The following is an 18,685-nucleotide window of genomic DNA, read 5'->3' as shown; positions in this document are numbered from 1 at the left end:
AACTTATCATTAATTCATCATCTTATTTCAGCTTTGCCAAAGCAGCAGTGATGCGCTTCCAGGCTTCTTCGATCTTCTCCATGCTGTTGGCAAAAGAGATCCGGATGGCGGTAGGCTCACCAAAAGCACGGCCGGTAACGGTACTTACATGCGCTTTGTTCAGCAGGTACATACACAGGTCGTCGGCATCTTTGATGGTTTCCTCACCATCGCTCTTACCAAAGTAAGCGCTTACAGTAGGGAATACGTAAAATGCGCCATCGGGTTCAGCGAAAGTTAAACCGGGGATAGCTTTCATCAGCTCGATCACCCGCTTTTTACGACGCTCGAACTCTTTGGTCATTTCCATAGAAGGCTTCAGATCGGTGGTCAGCGCCGTGATGGCAGCACGCTGGGTGATACTGTTGGTACCACTGGTGAACTGGCCCTGTAATTTTTCACACGCTTTGATCACATCAGGATGCGCCGCCAGGTAACCTAAGCGGTAACCGGTCATGGCAAAACCTTTACTCAAACCGTTCAGAACGATCACGCGGTCTTTCAGTTCTTCGAACTGCGCAATGCTCTCGTGTTTGCCAACGAAATTGATGTATTCATAAATTTCGTCAGACAGGATATAACAGTTTGGATATTTCTTGAATACATTGGCCAGGCCTTCCAGCTCGGCTTTGCTGTACACGCTTCCGCTGGGGTTACAGGGAGAAGAGAAAATGAACAGCCTGGTTTTGTCGCTGATGGCGGCTTCCAGCTCCTGGGGCGTGATCTTGTATTTGTTCTTCAAGGAAGTAGGCACCAGTTTCACAACGCCTTCACCCAGTTTCACGATCTCGGAATAAGTAACCCAGTAAGGAGTGGGGATGATCACTTCATCGCCTTTGCTCACAGTTGCAAATACCGCATTCGCCAGGCTGTGCTTGGCGCCGGTAGAAGCAATAATATTTTCGGGTTTATAGTTCAGGTTATTATCACGCTTCAGCTTGGTACAAACCGCTTCACGCAGTTCAGGATAACCGGCTACAGGTGTATAGTGGCTCCAGTTGTCGTCAATTGCCTTCTTGGCAGCTTCCTTAATATGCTCGGGGGTATCAAAATCTGGTTCGCCCAGGCTCAGGTCGATCACATCAATTCCTTTGGCGCGCAATTCACGGCCCAACTTAGCCATCTTCAGGGTTTCCGGCTCGTTGAATAACTGTAAACGGGATGATAGTTGCATACTAAAATTAGGTTGGTAATTTTTTTGTGCCGCAAAAGTAGTTAATTTGAAATTGCAGAATTTCTAAAATTTAAATGTAAGTGAAACGTTATTGGTTTTCGATGTATCAGAGACATGGGTTCCCGGTTCCCGGTCACCGGTTACAGGGGACCAGAAAACCGGTCCGAAACCCTGAAATTCAGCGCCCGGTAACCGGCATCAGGTAACCGGTGACGGAATTTCCGGAAAATGGCCGCCAGTAGCGAGTTAAACGCAACAAACTACCTGGTTTCTGACCGAAAACACTATCTTTGCCAACTCTAAAAAAATAAATGACACAATCCAATGAGAGCACTGGTTAGCATTTTTGCAGGTCTGTTGATCCTGATCTCTTTATACCAGCTTTCGTTTACCTGGTTTGTTAACCAGCACGAAAAAGAAATGGGTAAAAAAGCAGATGCCTATGTTAAACGGACCTATCCCCTTACTCCTGCCCAAAAGTATCCCACCAACACCGAAGCCCGGGCCTTATACAAAGACACCGTGGACAATGCACGCGACGCTTTCCTCGATAGCTTGCTGACTGCTTCAAGAGACAAAAAAATTACCTGGTGGGGTCAGTCCTACCAGAAAGCTAAAGAAAGCGAACTGTTGCTGGGTCTCGACCTGCAAGGTGGTATCAACGTAACAATGGATATAGCCCTCGACGGTCTCATCAAAGGCCTGGCTAACAATCCCAAAGACCCCCAGTTACTGAAAGCGATCGCTGAAGCCCAAAGACGGAAATTAACCAGCGATCAAAACTTTATCGATCTGTTTGCCAACGCCTACCGTGAGCAGAACAGCGCCAACAAACTGGCTCCCCTGTTCGCGAACGCCAACAACAAACTGAGCGCAACCGCTTCCGATAACAGGGTATTAGACTACATCCACGAACAGGCCAATGCCGCCATGAAACAGACCTTCCAGGTGCTGCGTAAACGTATTGACAAGTTCGGTGTAGCCCAGCCCAATATCAGCCTTGACGAAAATAAAGGTATCATCACCGTAGAACTGGCCGGCGCCAGCGATCCTGAAAGGGTTCGTAAATACCTGCAATCAACCGCCAACCTGCAATTCTGGGAAGTGTACACCCTTGAGGAACTTTCCAGCTCAGTAATGAACGCCTCTAAAGCGCTCGATGACTACCTGTCATATACAAAGCTCGATTCTACCGGTGCTATCGATTCTACCCAAAAAGATACTTCTGCCGCCAGCCGTAACATTCTGGCCAGCAAAATAAAATTCATTCCGCCGCAGCAGGATCCCAACACCGGCAAGGTGAGCTACTCTCCTTCTATTGGTTTGGCCCTCCTGGCTGATACCGGTACCGTGAACAGATACCTGAGCATTCCTGCTGTTCGCAACAGTTTCCCTGCCAACGTTAAATTCCTCTGGGGCAAACAAGACCGTGACGACGATGGAAAACTGAGCAATTTCCTCAGACTCTACGCCATTAAGACCGTTCCCGGAAGAGACCGCGCAGAACTGGAAGGCGATGCGATCGTAGACGCCCGCCAGGAATTTGACCAGGTTACCAACGAAGTGGCTGTGGCCATGGAAATGAATGCCAGTGGCGCCAAGAACTGGGCCCGCATGACAGAAAAGAATGTTGGCAAACCCATCGCCATTGTGCTCGATGACATTGTTTATAGCGCACCCAACGTTATTCAAAAGATCGAAGGCGGCAACTCCCGCATTACCATGGGTTCAGGTGGTAAAAACCAGCAACTGGTGATCGAAGAAGCCAATGACCTGGCCAACATCCTGAAAGCCGGTAAACTCGAAGCCCCCGCCATCATCGTTCAGGAGCAGGTGGTTGGTCCCACCCTCGGTGAACAAGCCGTAAACGGCGGTATCATGGCCTTCGCCATTTCATTTATCGTAATATTCATTTTGATGCTGGTTTACTACAATACCGCAGGTATTGTTGCCAACATCGCCCTGATATTGAACCTGTTGTTTACCATCGGCGTACTGAGCGCCCTGAATGCCACCTTAACCGCACCCGGTATTGCCGGTCTGGTATTGACCATTGGTATGGCGGTAGACACGAACGTGATCATCTTTGAGCGTATCAAGGAGGAACTGTCGAAAGGCAGCAATTACGCGCAGGCGGTGAAAACCGGGTACCTGCGTTCATTACCTCCGGTACTGGATGCACACATCACCACCCTGTTAACGGCGATCATCCTGTTCATTTACGGTTTAGGCCCTGTATTAGGTTTCGCTACCACCCAGATCCTCGGTATTTTGTTATCGTTGTTCTGCGGTATCCTGGTATCACGCCTGATCACAGACTTCTATACCAATAAGAACAGGCATTTTAAATATTTTACCGCTTTATCAAAACGCATCTTCAAACACGCTGCTTTCAAATTCATCCAATACCGGAAGATCGCTTACGTGATCTCAGCAGTCGTATTGTTAGTGGGTATAGCTTCTTTCTTCCATGGTTTCAGATATGGTGTTGAATTCAGTGGTGGTAGAAGTTATGTGGTGAACTTTGGTAAAGAAGTGAATGCAGAAGAAGTACGGAATGCACTGGAGAAAACATTTGGAAGCACGCCGGTTATTAAAACGTACGGCGGCACCAGTAAACTGAATATAACTACTGATTACCGGGTAGCAGAAACCGGCCTAAGCGTTGACTCAGCCGTGCAAAGCACCCTGTATAGCGGTTTGAAACCTTTCCTGCCGGAAGCAACCACCCAGCAGGATTTCAATAACCGTTTGCTGGAAGGTAGCAACAAGGTGAACCCCACCATTTCCGATGACCTGAAAGCAGGCGCCCAATGGGCAACTTTCTGGTCAATGCTGATCATCGCTATTTATATCTTCATCCGTTTCCGCGACTGGAGATATTCTGTGGGAACCATCATTGCCCTGCTGCACGACGTACTGGTTACCATGGCGGTATTCTCCTTCCTCAAAGATGTGGTGCCTTTCCCGCTTGAAATTGACCAGCACTTCATTGCTGCGATCCTGACCGTGATCGGTTTCTCAATGAACGATACGGTGATCGTGTACGACCGTATCCGCGAATACAGTCATACCATGCACGGGGCCGATAAAACAACTATCATCAACAAAGCGATCAACGAGACCCTGAGCCGTACCATCATGACCTCGCTCACGGTATTCCTCACCATCCTCATCCTCTTCCTGGTCGGCGGCGAGGTTACCAAAGGTTTCGCCTTTGCGATGTTGATCGGTGTTATTACCGGTACTTATTCATCCATCTTTGTGGCAGCGCCGATCCTGATCGACTTTGCCAAAAACAAACCACTGGGTGAACCCGCTCCTGAGCCAAAAGCAAGCAGTACCGCTCAAAAACCGGCACTGGCCAAGAAAGCTTAATAAATTAATCTTTCATTATAGCAAGGCCCTCCGTTAACGGAGGGCTTTTTGTTTTCAGGATGCGCTCATAAGTTGATAGCTTTGACCGAGTTAATATAGGGTCATCATTGGAGAGCCAGGAGTTTGGCCAGATCTACCCACCAATTTGTCTGTTTCACCCCCGGTTGCTCTGCCATTCAGCCAATAGCTTTGCCATGAAATCAAAGCTCCGTTATGAAAAGTAATGATTCCCGCGCGGTGGTGGAAACGCCTGCTGAAAGCCGAATGACAATGAAACCAGCTGAATTTATCAGCCTGTCTGCCTGCACCATGATGCTGACAGCCCTGGGCATCGACATCATGCTTCCTGCCTTTGCCCAGCTGCGTGTGCACCTGGGGCTTCCTGCTGATTCCACCGCTACCGCAAAGATCATTTCCTTCTTTTTCATGGGGCAGATAGCACAGATCATTTTTGGCGTACTGTCGGATCGATACGGCCGTTTGCCCATACTGCGGGTTGGGTTTCCACTCTACATCATTGGCGGAATAGTTGCGGCCCTTGCGCCCCGCCTGGAGATCATGCTGGCAGCACGTTTTGCAGCCGGCATGGGCGCCTCAGCCGTATTTATGGCCACCATTGCCGGCGTTCGCGATCGCTTCGTAGGCAACAGGATGGCGCGCATCATGTCGCTGATCTTTACGATCTTTTTGTGCACCCCGGTTATTGCACCTTTTTTGGGAGTGGCCATTCTTTCTGTTTCCTCCTGGCAGGCGGTATTCCTTACCCCACCCCTGTTTGCGGTGATCGTATTTCTTTGGTCGCTCAGGCTGGAAGAATCACTGCCCCGGGAGCAACGCGTACAGCTCGAATGGATAAACACCGGGCGTTCTGTACGGAAAGTTTTCAGCAACCGGTCCTTTCTCCGGTATACCGCAATTACTACCATTCTTTTCACTGCCTTAAGTTCTTACGTAGCCAGCTCCGAATACATAGTTGGCGAGATTTACGGCCAGCCGCATTTATTTGCCTGGATCTTTGCTGGTATCGGGTTGGTGATGTCGCTTTGCACCTTACTGAATGCCCGTTTATCGTTGAAGTACGGAGCACACCGGGTCATAAAATGGCTACTGAGCAGCTACACATTGACGGGAGCCCTGTTACTGCTGTGCACATTCCTGTTCGGTGATCCGCCCAATATCGTTGTATTTTTTATTGCCTGTGCCCTCCTGCTGGGCATCAACCTAGCGGTTGAGCCCAACAGCAGCGCTTTAGCGCTGGAACAAATGGGCAATATGGCGGGTATGGCATCTTCCATCTACGGAACATCTTTCTTCTTTATAGGTGCAAGCCTGGGATCGTTTATCAGCCAGTTATTACACCATGGCGTGTTGCCGCTTGTGATCAGTTTTTTTTTATTAGGATTAATCACAGTATTCCTTGCATTGAGCGACCGCCGCCATTCAGCCAGACAATAATTGAGTTAAGTGATAAAAACCGGCCAACCATTCCTAAAGATGAACGCTTAACAATCGGTTAACCGTTAACCGGGGGTTAATGAGCCCCCGGCCGTTTATCATCGCCCCAACTTTGCAGTCACATCAGTAAGGGCGGTACTTGCAAACACAATAGTTGACTTCCATAACAGCAGTACCGCCCTTTCTTAAACCGACGTGTATGCAAGTTTTTCAAACCAATTCTTCCACCCGGTGGAAGCGCTTCAAATGGATCATCAGTTTTCTGCTGTTGTTCATCTTTATAGCTGTGGCGGCTCTGATCGTGGCCTTACGACAGGTATATACACCTGCCCTGCCGCGGTTGAATAACCATATAACGAACTTATCAGACTGGCAACCCGGGACGCATAGCAACCTGTCGTGTAAGGAACTGGCGCCGGGCTTTCAGCAGTATATCATTAATAAAGAAAAGAAAGGAACTAAACCTGGTAACGCATTACGCAGCAAGCCTGCGGGAGCCGACAGCACAGGCGTTGGCCTCCTGCCCTTTCAGCGGGAGGCAGGCTTAGGGTGCGGCATCCGGTCAGCATTCTATGTAGCCTGGGACCCGCAATCTTTTTTCTCGCTGCAACGGAATATTTCCCAGTTGAACCTCGTGATCCCGGAATGGATGTTCATTGATCCAAAGGCGGATACCGTTTATACGCAGGTTGATGAACGGGCCCTCGCCATCATGAAAAAAAGCGGAGTGCCGATAATGCCCATCCTGTCGAACAATTATCAAACCCGCTTCCTGGGCGCACCGGTGCACCGCATTTTAACCGATCCCAGGAAAAAAGAACGGCTGATCAATGACGTTATAAATATTTTGCAAAAGAACCAGTTCATTGGCGTGAATGTCGACTTTGAAGAGCTGGAGGAACGCTCCGACGAAGTACTCATTGCTTTTCAAAAAGAATTATATACCCGCCTACATGAAAAAGGCCTTCTTGTGACCCAGGACATAATGCCCTTCAATGCAGATTACAATTACGGGCAACTGGCAAAGTACAACGATTACCTGTTTTTAATGGCCTATGATCAGCATGCCGAAAATACCGATCCAGGTCCCATTGCCCACCAGCAATGGATTGAAGCAGCGGTAGATAAAGTAGCCCGCTATATTCCATCGAAGAAACTGGTACTCTCACTGGCAGCGTATGGGTACGACTGGCCTCAGCACAGCGCAGCTACCAGCATCACATATCAGCAGGCCCTGACCACCGCCCGCGAGTCGGAGGGCAGCATAGATTTTGACAATGACTCCTATAATCTGCATTACCGTTATTACGACGATAACGACAAACCGCATGAGGTATATTTTACTGACGCTGCCACCACTTTTAACAGCCTGCGTTTTGCCGCTGAATACGGTTTGGCCGGAACCGCTTTGTGGCGGCTGGGCAGTGAAGACAGCCGCATCTGGAAATTTTATAACCGGGATATGCGAAAACAGGCCCTGGCCACTTTCAATCTCAAAAACATCACCACCGTACAGGCGAGCAATGACGTAGATTATCTCGGCGAAGGGGAAGTACTCGATATTCTTTCTACACCCGTTAATGGACGGATCAGGCCCGAAATGGACAGCACCGATATGCTTATCAGCGAAGAACATTACGACAGTTTGCCCAGTATGTTCGTCGTCAGGAAATACGGAAAAGCCGACGCAAAGAAACTGGTGCTCACTTTTGATGATGGTCCCGATCCGGTGTGGACGCCCAAAGTACTTGACATCTTAAAAAAAGAAAATGTACCTGCCGCTTTTTTCGTGGTGGGAATGAATGCCGAACAAAATATCCCGCTCATAAAACGCATGTATCGCGAAGGTTATGAACTGGGCAACCATACCTTCACCCATCCTGACATAGCCAGTATTTCACCCAGGCGGGCCTTGCTGGAAATGGAAAGCACCCGGCTCTTGCTGGAATGCATCACCGGTCACTCTACCGTTTTGTTCAGGGCGCCATACAATGCCGATTTTGAGCCGGAGAAAATGGAAGAGCTGCTGCCAGTGGCCATCGCCCGCACTAAAAATTATCTGGATGTAGGCGAATCGATTGATCCACTCGACTGGGAGCCCGGTATTTCCGCAGACAGCATTGTAGCCCGGACCATCCGGCGTAAACAGGCGCTCACCGCCGCTGGCCTGAGCGGCAACGTTATTTTACTGCACGATGCCGGTGGCAATACCCGCAGCGCCACCATCGCGGCATTACCGCGCATTATACAGTATTTTAAAAAACAGGGCTACCAGTTCACTACAATTGCCGGCCTGCTGGGAAAACAAAAGACCGAGCTGATGCCTGCCGTACCCAGAGGGAAAGGATATTACCTGGTACAGTTCAATTACCTGCTCGCAGAATCGGGCTACTGGGCCGGCAAGCTCTTGTTCTTCCTCTTTGTTGCATTCATGGTATTATCCATGGCCCGGCTGGTCTTCCTTGCCTGGCTCGCCAACCGGCAACGACGCAAAGAAAAGCTGCTGCCATTCGCAGACGCGGGCCCCGAAAACGAGGCATGCCGTGAACAGCCGCTGGTATCGGTGATCGTGCCGGCTTATAATGAATCGGTGCATGCGGTTGATTCCATAAATAATCTGTTAAAGACGAACTGGCCCAACACCGAGATCATCTTTGTTGATGATGGCAGCAAAGATGGCACCTATGAAAAAGTATACAATGCCTTTCATAAACATCCGGCGGTAAAGGTGTTTACCAAAGCGAATGGCGGAAAAGCATCGGCTTTGAATTTTGGGATCCGGGAGTCGAAGGCAGATTATGTGGTTTGCATTGATGCCGACACCCGCCTGCACCACGACGCCATTCCGAAAATGATGCGGCATTTTATGGCAACGAACACTTGCCCGGGTGTTGTTCAGGGCGGGCCCTGCCGCACAGGAACCATCGGCGCCGTGGCCGGCAATGTAAAAGTGGGCAACCTGGTGAACCCGCTCACCCGCTGGCAAAGCATCGAATACATCACCAGCCAGAATTTCGACCGTAAAGCTTTTGCCTCGCTTAACGCTATTACCGTTGTACCCGGCGCCATTGGCGCTTTCCGTAAAGAAGCCGTGCTGGCTGCCGGCGGTTTTACCACCGATACGCTGGCAGAAGATTGCGACCTCACCATTCGCATCCTGCGCCAGGGGTACACCATAACGAATGAACACCAGGCCCTCGCATTTACCGAGGCCCCCGAAACGGTGACCATGTTCATCAAACAACGCTTCCGGTGGAGCTTCGGCATCATGCAAACCTTCTGGAAGCATCGGGAGCTGCTGTTCAGCAAACGGTATAAAGCACTCGGTTGGGCAGCCTTCCCCAACATCCTGCTCTTCCAGTTCATTATACCCGGTTTTGCGCCCTTAGCTGATCTTTTCATGCTTATCGGTTGCTTCACCGGCCATGCAGCTCATATGTTGTTCTATTATGGATTATTCATGCTGGTAGATGCTGCAGTATCCATACTGGCCTTTCATTTCGAGGGGGAAAAGAAATCACGCCTATTATGGTTACTGCCCCAACGGCTCATTTACCGCTGGCTGATGCTGATAGTACTGTTCAAAGCGATGCTGAAAGCCATTAAAGGCGAATTACAGGGCTGGGGTGTGCTGAAACGAACAGGAAGTCTGCAAAAAGAGAATGCCTCCTATGAGCTTGTGCCCGGCAGGTAGGCCAACCCGGCCGTGGTTGGAACCATGGCCCGCTACTCAGGTAACAAACCTAAACTTATCAAAAAAACTTTTCAATTATGCATCCTGCTAAAGTCAAATACATCACCAGCCTGCTCGATACCGAGAATGAACACCTGAATAAACTGAATGAAATAGTGCTACAATCGATAGAACAGGAAAACTCATTACTGCAGAGAATGGCTGAACAGCAGGAGGAACAGCTCAGCCTGGGACAGCGCCTGGCCGACCGGGTGGCGCGTTTTGGTGGCAGCTGGAAATTCATTTCCTGGTTTGCATTGCTGCTCTGCGTCTGGATCGGTATTAACCTGGTGCTGGCAGGCCGCCACCGGTTCGACCCCTACCCTTTCATTTTACTGAACCTGCTGCTGTCCTGTTTGGCAGCCATTCAGGCGCCGGTGATCATGATGAGCCAGAACCGGCAGGAGGAAAAAGACCGGAAACGCAATGAGAATGATTATGTGGTGAACCTGAAAGCTGAGATCGAGATCAGGGCCCTTCACCAGAAAATGGACCTGCTCATACAGGAACAATTTAAAAAGCTGATAGAGTCCCAGGCCGAACAGATCAAACTGCTGGAAATGATCATCAGGGAATTGAAGCGCAATAACCATAAGTAATGCAATGGGTAAATGCCAATAGATAATTGGCAATGGCAATGATCGATCGGCCTGAGGCATAAAAAAACGCCGCCCACCCGGAGCGACGTTTAAACCCTAAAGAAACCGACCTTCTTTGATGCTTGAGCTGTGTTTATTATGATCTGTGGTATCAGTGAATCTTGCAGCTGGCTGAATCGTATTGACACTGTGAAAGTATTCAAATGAGTTGCCCGGGAAAAATTTTACGGCCTGCTTAACCGGCGATTAACAATCATTATAACCTTGACCATCTGTAACAAGCTTCGTAACTTTCCTTAACAAGCAGTTAACCAGATTGCAAAAAATCTAAACATAATGGGTAGCAAATTTGCCTACAGAAGTTTATCAGATTATATGCGATCATCAACACTCAGATGGCTGGTATTATTGGCCAGTATTTTAATAATGCTGATCATGACCGTGCAGCTGTTCTGGCTTAATAAAGTGTATTCATTCGAACAGAAGACCTTCAATACAAACGTAGTTAAAAGCATCCGCGGCCTGTATGAAGACCTTGACCTGGTTGACACCCGCGTTCACCACCTGCAAGACCTTATCGAACATCCGAGCACCGATTATTTTTTATTTCGCGTCGATAATTTTCATACCGAAGACTCTATCGCCTATTACCTGCAGCATGAGCTCAATGATTTTGATGTATTGACCGATGTATATATTGCTTACTACGACGCCGGAAGAACTTCCTATAAGGACACAACCTATATCACGGCAGCGGCATCGCGCTATCCGCCCAGCATCATCAACCTGGCTGTTTACCATCGCAATTTCAGCTATGTATTGCTGTATTTTCCGCACCGCAATAAATATGTGCTGCAACAAATGAATTTCTGGTTCATCAGCAGCGCTATCGTGTTCGTGGTGCTGATCGGACTGGCCGTTATCCTGTTCTTTTTCTACCGGCAGCGTTTCCTGGCAGAGATCCAGAAAGACTTCGTGAACAATTTCACCCACGAATTCAAAACCCCGCTGGCGGTCATGAAAATCTCCGCAGAAGTTTTGTTGCAGGATAAGATCACCGCCCAGCCCGACCGGTTACGGAAATATGCCACCATCATAGAAAATCAAACGCAGCATCTGCAAGACCAGGTGGAAAGGCTCCTGCAGATCGCGCGATCAGACAGAAAGGACCTGCCCATTGAGAAAAAACAGGTAGCGCTGAAAGACCTCATTGAGCAGGCCGTTGCGAAAGTGCAACCCCTGATCGATGAGAAAAAAGCAGAAGTCAATATCCAGGTCGATGAAGAGCTGCAAAACATAGCGCTTTCTGCAGACCGCGCCCACCTGGAGCTGGCCATTGTTAACCTGCTCGAGAATGCCCTGAAGTTTTCGGCCAAGCCACATATTATCGTTTCCATTGGCGAAGAAGAGGGTAATATTTACATTTCTATTAAAGACAACGGCATTGGCATTGAAAAAAAATACCAGAAACGCCTCTTCCAGAAATTTTACCGCGTGCCCACCGGCGACGTGCATAATGTTAAAGGATTTGGATTGGGATTGAACTTTGTAAAACGGATCATCGATGCCCATCACGGCACCATTAAAATAAACAGCCTGCCCGGAATAGGAACCGAGTTCAGGCTTATTCTTCCAGCAACCTTAAATAGCTGATCATGCTAACAAAAAAAGTGAAAGTACTACTGGCCGAAGACGATCTGTCATTAGGATATGTCATAAAAGACAATCTGCAGGATGCAGGTTATGAAGTGGTGTTATGTCCCGACGGACAAGCTGCCATCGATCAATTCGATAAAACGCAATATGATATTTGTTTACTCGACGTGATGATGCCCAATAAAGATGGCTTCACTGTTGCCCGTAAGATCCGTCAGCAGAGCGACATGATCCCGATCCTGTTCCTCACCGCCAAATCAATGGAAGAAGATAAGATCAAGGGGTTCCTCACCGGCGCCGATGATTATATTACCAAACCTTTCAGCATGCAGGAACTGTTGCTGCGCATGGATGTATTCGTACGCCGTTCGCGTAAACTGCATGCCGACAACATTCAGGAATTCAGTATCGGTAACATGAAGTTCTCCTATACCGATCTGAAACTGCATGCACCGGCAGAAACCTTTACCCTCACTCAAAAGGAGGCTGACTTACTGAAATTCCTCTGCGAACATGCCAACCATATCTTAAAACGTGATGAAGTCTTGTTGAACGTGTGGGGTAAAGACGATTACTTCCTTGGCAGAAGCATGGATGTGTTCATGACCAAACTGCGTAAATACTTTAAAGCCGATCCCAATATCATGCTTGAAACCATTCACGGGGTGGGATTCCGGTTCAATGCAGCAGTAAGTTAGCCTGTAGATGCCGGTTACCGGCTACCGTCTACCGGCTCATGTGCATTCGATGGCACATTTTTGAAGCTCGTATTGCCAACTAGCAGGCAACTTCATTGTACGCGGTGGTAACAATATCTTTCAAGATCGTTTTTCGCACTTTCTTCAGGTTCACGAGTGTCCAGCCCTGTTTGCCCCATTTATTATCAACCGGGTAAATCATGGTTTTGTCAATGGCGCAAAAAACGGATTGATCCACTTCCGACAGCTTTACACAAATAATATCGCTGCCGGGAGCATGAGTGGCAAAGATCTTTTTCTTCACCCTGAAAGAAGTCTTTTCAAAGTGAGGCAGTTCTTCAACGCCGTTCAACGAAAGCACCAGTTGTTTGAAAGCATCAATAGTAACCATTGCCTGAGTGGATCAGCAGGTCGATGAAGAAAATACGTAAGTTTTTTTGCGTTGTGCGCCTCCCGCCTTCGGCGGATTCTGCCTAAACGGCAAAGGAGGTTCCGCAGCCGCAGGTTTTGCTGGCATTGGGATTATTAAAGGTAAAGCCACGGGCGTTCAAGCCATCCGCCCAGTCGATCTGCATTCCCATCAGGTAGATGCCATGCGATCTGTTCATGATAAAGGTCTGTCCCTCGAATTCAAATACCTCGTCGTCGGCCTGTTTATCATCGAAACCTAAGATGTAAGAAAGGCCTGAACATCCCCCGCCTTTTACACCAACGCGCAGGAATTTGGAACTGTCAAAGTCCGGAGCGTTCATGAGGCGACGGATCTCGGCCAGGGCGCCGGCAGTAAAACTCACAGGAACGGTCATTGTCATTTCCATACTTCGATCTTTTATATTGCAAAATTACGATAAAAGGGCTTACCGGGTGCCAGTTACCGGTCACCGGTTTGAACAGCATAGCTGTCTTTGATGTGATTTAACAGAACTTGTTGCAATGCCTGAAAACCGGCAACAGGCAACTGGTACCGGGGAACATTTGTTTTATATACTGTAACCCCCGGCTTTTCGTTTAAATAACTTATTACTAAGAACTTAAAACTAAGAACTATTTTTGTTCACCTAAAACCTATTGAATGCAACTTACTACCACTCAAATGGTACTTTCCATTGTAATTGCCCTTACCCTCGGCGGCGGCCTGGCTTATGCATTGTGGAAACAACGGAAAGAAGCCAAAGAACTGCTGGATAAGCACGAAAAACAAAAGGCAGCGGCGCCTTCTGCACAACCCCTTCAATTACAAGCTTATGAGCGTTTGATGTTACTGGTAGACCGGATTGCATTGCCCAATATCATCAGCCGTACCAGCCAGGCCGGATTAAGCGCCCGCGATATGCAGGCACTGTTAACCCAGCAGATCCGCCAGGAGTTTGAATACAATGTTACCCAGCAGATCTATGTTTCGCAGGAATCATGGGAAGCTGTGCGCAACCTGAAAGATCAGAATATCTTGATAATTAATCAGATCGCTTCGTTTTTACCGGCCGATGCCACTGGCCAGGACCTTAGCCGCAGCATTCTGGAAATGTTAATGCAATCACCCAAGGCCTCGCTGCACAATGTGGTAGCGGATGTGCTCAGCTATGAAGCGAAAAAACTGATGGTCTAGGAAACGAGTAAAAAACGGTCATGCCAGAAAAAAAACTATATACCGATAGCGCCATTGAAATAAAACAGGTGTACACCGCTGCCGATGTACCCGCTGCCCATCACGAAATGCCTGGTCAGTTCCCTTTCACCCGGGGCGTGCAGGAAGATATGTATCGCGGGAAATTATGGACCATGCGTCAGTATGCGGGCTTCAGTACGGCAGAAGAAAGTAATAAACGATATCATTACCTGTTGTCGCAGGGCGTAATGGGATTGAGCGTGGCCTTTGACCTGCCCACCCAGATCGGGTACGACAGTGATCATCCGCTCGCTGAAGGTGAGGTAGGAAAAGTAGGTGTGGCCATCGACAGCATTGAAGACATGCAAACCCTGTTCGGAGGCATTAAGCTGGAAGAAGTGTCCACCTCCATGACCATCAATGCCACCGCTTATATTCTGCTTTCGTTCTATGTAGCGTTGGCCAAACAACAGGGCGCCGATCTGAAAAAGATCACCGGCACTATTCAAAATGACATTCTGAAAGAATACGCCGCCCGGGGCACTTATATCTATCCCCCGCAGCCTTCCATGCGTATCATTACCGATATATTCGAATGGTGCAGCAGGGAACTGCCCAAATGGAATACGATCTCGATTTCAGGTTATCACATACGCGAAGCCGGCAGCACAGCGGTTCAGGAAATTGCTTTTACGTTGAGCAATGGCAAAGCCTATGTAAAGGCAGCACTGGCAAAAGGACTAGACATCAACGTATTTGGCCGGCGCCTTTCTTTCTTTTTTAATGCACATAATAACCTGTTTGAAGAAATAGCCAAGTTCAGGGCTGCCCGGCGCATGTGGGCCAATATCATGAAGGAACTGGGCGCTACAGATCCTAAAGCCATGATGCTGCGCTTTCATACCCAGACCGGTGGCAGCACACTCACCGCCCAGCAACCACAAAACAATATCAGCCGGGTAACGGTACAAACCCTGGCCGCTGTACTGGGCGGTACACAGTCCCTGCACACGAATGGCTACGACGAAGCATTGAGCCTGCCCACCGAAGAAGCAGCCCGTATAGCGTTACGCACCCAGCAGATCGTTGCTTTTGAAAGCGGCGCAGCCGACACGGTTGATCCCCTGGCCGGCTCTTACTATGTGGAAGCGCTGACCAGTGAAATTGAACAAAAAGCCTATGAGCTGATAGCGACCATCGATGCCATGGGCGGCAGCGTATCGGCCATTGAAGAGGGATTCATCCAGGATGCCATTGCCCGCAGCTCGTATGAATACCAGCGTAAAATTGAGAACGGAGAAAAGATCATTGTAGGCGTTAATAAATTTCAGTCGGCCGAAAAAGATAACACCCCCGTCTTTAAGATAGATGACTCCATTCGCCATGTACAGACCCAGCAACTGGCCAAACTGCGCAATGACCGCGACCCGGCCAAATGCGACCAGGTATTGCAGTATCTGTCTGACAAAGCGACTTCCGGTGAAAATATTATGCCCACCGTTATTGAAGCTGTTGAGCAAAAATGTACGCTCGGCGAAATTGCCGATACATTGCGGGAAGTGTTTGGGGAATACAAATAAGTTCTAAGTTTAAAGTTCTAAGTTTTTAGCAGCCGGTGTCAACGGTGAACTCAGAACTGTGAACTATAAAGTTTACCAGATAAACTTCTTACTATCAGTTACTCCGTTACCCGCAAGCCGGATCACATACAGTCCATGCGCTAATGAGCCCAGCGGCAATCTAACCAGGTGTACCCCGGCCTGGCGGTCAACTTTTATTTGCTGCAGTACCACGCCATTCAGCGAAAATACCGAAAGCATGTATACACCTTTTTCAGGCACTTGCAAGGAGGTAATTAATGATTCACCCTGTACACTTGTATGATCGATCATCGGCTTTGTAACAGTACCGTTATTTACGGTAACTACCGGCGACAGAAAGCTGCTTCCATCTGGCCTAATACCCTGGATGCGGTAATACAACTTTGAAAAAACAGCCGGTACATGCTGGTCGGAACAGGTGTAGGAATTCGTAGCCTTGTATTCTTTTTCCTTGTAATTATTGACAGTGGTAAAATCGGTGCCGTTTGTCGAACGCTGCACCTCAAAAACAGTTCCCGCCTGCACATGGCTCATCTGCCATTTCAGCTCAATTCCATTGGTATTATTGCGCAGCGCCTGTATGTTATTTACCCTTGCCGGCAGTACAGCTCCAATCCCCTGAATACTGATATTATCCAACACTAAACGGCTAAGCCCGCCACCGCCCGATACAATGGCATTGTATCCATATAAACGGAAAGTCACGGGTGTATACACATGCAAAAAACCACTGCCTAGATTAACCGTATAATCATTATAACTGGTGGTTAAGCTGTTTGAACCAAGATTTGAAGTGTAGCCGTCCAGGCTCGACCGCAGGCTCCATGAAGTAGGTCCTGATCCCGAAGCCCCGGTAGTGCTTCGGCGGATGCGCAGAATAACACTGGTAAGATCGAGTTGGTAACCGGTGTTCGGACTGATAGTAAACTGCAAATAAACGGCAGGATCAGCAGCGCCGGCCGGCCAACCATCTTCGCCATAATACTCGGAAGCGCCATGATACACTTTGGTAGGAATAGCCGTACTGAAATCTGCAGGCGAAACGGTATTAAAGGTGCCGCCCGTGCCATTGGTTGAACCGGTAAAGGTCCAGTTACCGACAGGTTGTGAGAAACAGGGTATGGTGGTAAATGTAAGCAGGAGTGCACCGCATAGGGTTAAAAACCGGAAAAGCCTGCCATGGGTTATGGCAGTTCTGGGTAGGGCAAAGTGCATTTCGGAACGGGTTTTCGGGATTAAAACACTTAATAAACGATAAATATATTTGCTTATTACACGTATGGCCGTCAATCGATTATAAACAATATAAGTACCATATAAAGTAGATTAAAAATCATATGTTTAGTCGGGGTGGCAACTCATAATTTTTTTCTACATTCAGAAAAACAATCCAGCATGCCACTAAAACAGTCAATTCGATGGATCCTGCAACCTCTTCTACTCTTCCTGATCACCGGCGTTCAGGCACAGCAAAAAGGCCAGGCGCTCGTCGATAAACAGGCAGCCGCTATGCTGCCGAGGGTCATTGAATGGCGCCGGTATTTGCACCAGCATCCCGAATTATCGAACCGCGAATTTAAAACGGCTGAATATGTTGCCGCTCATTTAAAAAAGCTGGGCCTCGAAGTACAAACAGGCATTGCAAAAACCGGTATCGTGGCCATATTACGGGGCGGTCAACCGGGACCTGTAGTGGCCTTGCGGGCCGACATGGATGCGTTGCCGGTAAAAGAACGTGTGGACCTTCCGTTTAAATCTACCGTAAGAGCCGAATACATGGGCGACACGGTATCCGTCATGCATGCCTGTGGCCACGATAGTCATGTAGCTATGTTAATGGGTGCTGCAGAAATACTGGCTTCTATGAAGAAAGACGTTCCCGGTACGGTCAAGTTCTTCTTTCAACCAGCAGAAGAAGGTCCGCCCGGTGATGAAGAAGGCGGAGCGCCTTTGATGGTGAAAGAAGGTTGTATGGAGAATCCCAAAGTAGATGCCGTTTTCGGAATGCATATTGAATCGGATATTGAAGTGGGGAACTTTGAATACAAGTCCGGCGCATTCATGGCCTCTTCCGACTGGTTTACCATTCACATAAAAGGTAAACAAAGCCATGGCTCACAACCCTGGAAAGGCGTTGATCCCATCGTAGCAGGCACTGAAATTGTGAACGCCCTGCAAACCATTGTAAGCCGTCAATCGGAGCTTACGAAGGCACCGGTTGTTATTACCGTTGGCAAATTTCATAGTGGGGTTCGGCCCAACATAATTCCGGAAGAAGCAGTGCTGCAGGGAACCATCCGGGCCCTCGACAGCAAGATGCAGCAGGAAACACATGAACGCATCCGTAAAATAGCCACGACCATTGCCTCGGCGATGGACGCTAAGGCAGAAGTTACGATCGATACCAAAACCCTGGTCACCTATAACGATCCTGCCCTGGTTAAAATGATGCTGCCTACACTCGAAAGAACGGCAGGTAAGGAAAATGTAAGGGAACGTGCATGGGTGACCGGCTCGGAAGATTTTTCATATTATGGTGAGAAGGCGCCGGTGTTTTTTATCTATTTCGGTGGTATGCCCAAAGGCGCTGACAGATCAAAAGCGCCACCGCATCATACACCTGATTTTTTCATTGATGACAGCCGGCTCGATGTGGGTGTGAAGGCGTTTTGTAATCTTGTTTTCGATTATGCGAGGGCCCATTCCGAACTAAGAGGTCGGAAGTAGGAAGTAAATGGAAATCAGC

General features: G+C 48.5%; 13 protein-coding genes. 9 read left to right on the top strand and 4 right to left on the bottom strand.

Annotated features, from left to right (window positions below; translation table 11 throughout):
• Nucleotides 1-22: 22 nt before the first annotated feature.
• A complete protein-coding gene (locus JT717_RS22970) occupies nt 23-1,213 on the bottom strand; it encodes a pyridoxal phosphate-dependent aminotransferase (protein WP_205513377.1) in 1,191 nt (396 codons plus the stop codon).
• A 324-nt stretch (nt 1,214-1,537) separates the two neighbouring features.
• Between JT717_RS22970 and secDF the strand changes: the two genes are divergently transcribed.
• From secDF to JT717_RS22940, 6 genes are all read left to right on the top strand, one after another.
• Nucleotides 1,538-4,591 (top strand): protein translocase subunit SecDF, encoded by a 3,054-nt coding sequence (secDF, locus tag JT717_RS22965; protein ID WP_205513376.1) that lies wholly within the window; start codon nt 1,538-1,540, stop codon nt 4,589-4,591.
• A 213-nt stretch (nt 4,592-4,804) separates the two neighbouring features.
• Nucleotides 4,805-6,046: a multidrug effflux MFS transporter gene (locus tag JT717_RS22960; RefSeq protein WP_240348371.1), complete on the top strand. Its 1,242-nt coding sequence runs from the start codon at nt 4,805-4,807 to the stop codon at nt 6,044-6,046.
• A 199-nt stretch (nt 6,047-6,245) separates the two neighbouring features.
• Nucleotides 6,246-9,740, top strand: coding sequence for a trifunctional glycoside hydrolase family 18/polysaccharide deacetylase/glycosyltransferase family 2 protein (locus tag JT717_RS22955; RefSeq protein WP_205513375.1), 3,495 nt, complete (start codon nt 6,246-6,248; stop codon nt 9,738-9,740).
• A 77-nt stretch (nt 9,741-9,817) separates the two neighbouring features.
• On the top strand, nt 9,818-10,378 hold the full coding sequence (locus JT717_RS22950; protein WP_205513374.1) for a DUF1003 domain-containing protein: 561 nt from the start codon (nt 9,818-9,820) through the stop codon (nt 10,376-10,378).
• A gap of 336 nt (nt 10,379-10,714) precedes the next feature.
• The gene (locus JT717_RS22945) at nt 10,715-12,031 is read left to right on the top strand and encodes a sensor histidine kinase (RefSeq protein WP_205513373.1); all 1,317 of its coding nucleotides are present in this window, start codon (nt 10,715-10,717) and stop codon (nt 12,029-12,031) included.
• A gap of 2 nt (nt 12,032-12,033) precedes the next feature.
• Nucleotides 12,034-12,732: a response regulator transcription factor gene (locus JT717_RS22940; protein WP_205513372.1), complete on the top strand. Its 699-nt coding sequence runs from the start codon at nt 12,034-12,036 to the stop codon at nt 12,730-12,732.
• Nucleotides 12,733-12,811: 79 nt separating this feature from the next.
• Here JT717_RS22940 and JT717_RS22935 read toward each other — a convergent pair whose 3' ends face one another.
• Entirely contained in the window at nt 12,812-13,123 is a 312-nt protein-coding gene (locus JT717_RS22935) for an MmcQ/YjbR family DNA-binding protein (protein ID WP_205513371.1), read from the bottom strand.
• A gap of 82 nt (nt 13,124-13,205) precedes the next feature.
• A complete protein-coding gene (locus JT717_RS22930) occupies nt 13,206-13,550 on the bottom strand; it encodes a HesB/IscA family protein (RefSeq protein ID WP_205513370.1) in 345 nt (114 codons plus the stop codon).
• A 254-nt stretch (nt 13,551-13,804) separates the two neighbouring features.
• On the opposite strand from JT717_RS22930, the gene JT717_RS22925 reads away from it, so the two are divergent.
• On the top strand, nt 13,805-14,338 hold the full coding sequence (locus JT717_RS22925) for a DUF7935 family protein (RefSeq protein WP_205513369.1): 534 nt from the start codon (nt 13,805-13,807) through the stop codon (nt 14,336-14,338).
• A 20-nt stretch (nt 14,339-14,358) separates the two neighbouring features.
• Complete coding sequence (locus JT717_RS22920) at nt 14,359-15,918, top strand: acyl-CoA mutase large subunit family protein (RefSeq protein ID WP_205513368.1); 1,560 nt, start codon at nt 14,359-14,361, stop codon at nt 15,916-15,918.
• A 72-nt stretch (nt 15,919-15,990) separates the two neighbouring features.
• Here JT717_RS22920 and JT717_RS22915 read toward each other — a convergent pair whose 3' ends face one another.
• On the bottom strand, nt 15,991-17,154 hold the full coding sequence (locus JT717_RS22915) for a T9SS type A sorting domain-containing protein (protein ID WP_205513367.1): 1,164 nt from the start codon (nt 17,152-17,154) through the stop codon (nt 15,991-15,993).
• Nucleotides 17,155-17,334: 180 nt separating this feature from the next.
• On the opposite strand from JT717_RS22915, the gene JT717_RS22910 reads away from it, so the two are divergent.
• A complete protein-coding gene (locus JT717_RS22910; RefSeq protein WP_205513366.1) occupies nt 17,335-18,666 on the top strand; it encodes an amidohydrolase in 1,332 nt (443 codons plus the stop codon).
• The last annotated feature ends 19 nt before the right edge of the window (nt 18,667-18,685 follow it).

Origin of the sequence: Longitalea arenae, from assembly GCF_016924755.1 — a bacterium.
GTDB lineage: Bacteria > Bacteroidota > Bacteroidia > Chitinophagales > Chitinophagaceae > Niastella > Niastella arenae.
Note: the sequence above shows the minus strand (reverse complement) of the source record. Positions and strands in the feature narration are given on the sequence as shown.

What these genes read in the sequence shown, in the direction of transcription:
- JT717_RS22970 (WP_205513377.1), bottom strand. Translation starts at nt 1,213, where the DNA reads ATGCAACTATCATCCCGTTTACAGTTATTCAACGAGCCGGAAACCCTG.
- secDF (WP_205513376.1), top strand. Translation starts at nt 1,538, where the DNA reads ATGAGAGCACTGGTTAGCATTTTTGCAGGTCTGTTGATCCTGATCTCT.
- JT717_RS22960 (WP_240348371.1), top strand. Translation starts at nt 4,805, where the DNA reads ATGAAAAGTAATGATTCCCGCGCGGTGGTGGAAACGCCTGCTGAAAGC.
- JT717_RS22955 (WP_205513375.1), top strand. Translation starts at nt 6,246, where the DNA reads ATGCAAGTTTTTCAAACCAATTCTTCCACCCGGTGGAAGCGCTTCAAA.
- JT717_RS22950 (WP_205513374.1), top strand. Translation starts at nt 9,818, where the DNA reads ATGCATCCTGCTAAAGTCAAATACATCACCAGCCTGCTCGATACCGAG.
- JT717_RS22945 (WP_205513373.1), top strand. Translation starts at nt 10,715, where the DNA reads ATGGGTAGCAAATTTGCCTACAGAAGTTTATCAGATTATATGCGATCA.
- JT717_RS22940 (WP_205513372.1), top strand. Translation starts at nt 12,034, where the DNA reads ATGCTAACAAAAAAAGTGAAAGTACTACTGGCCGAAGACGATCTGTCA.
- JT717_RS22935 (WP_205513371.1), bottom strand. Translation starts at nt 13,123, where the DNA reads ATGGTTACTATTGATGCTTTCAAACAACTGGTGCTTTCGTTGAACGGC.
- JT717_RS22930 (WP_205513370.1), bottom strand. Translation starts at nt 13,550, where the DNA reads ATGGAAATGACAATGACCGTTCCTGTGAGTTTTACTGCCGGCGCCCTG.
- JT717_RS22925 (WP_205513369.1), top strand. Translation starts at nt 13,805, where the DNA reads ATGCAACTTACTACCACTCAAATGGTACTTTCCATTGTAATTGCCCTT.
- JT717_RS22920 (WP_205513368.1), top strand. Translation starts at nt 14,359, where the DNA reads ATGCCAGAAAAAAAACTATATACCGATAGCGCCATTGAAATAAAACAG.
- JT717_RS22915 (WP_205513367.1), bottom strand. Translation starts at nt 17,154, where the DNA reads ATGCACTTTGCCCTACCCAGAACTGCCATAACCCATGGCAGGCTTTTC.
- JT717_RS22910 (WP_205513366.1), top strand. Translation starts at nt 17,335, where the DNA reads ATGCCACTAAAACAGTCAATTCGATGGATCCTGCAACCTCTTCTACTC.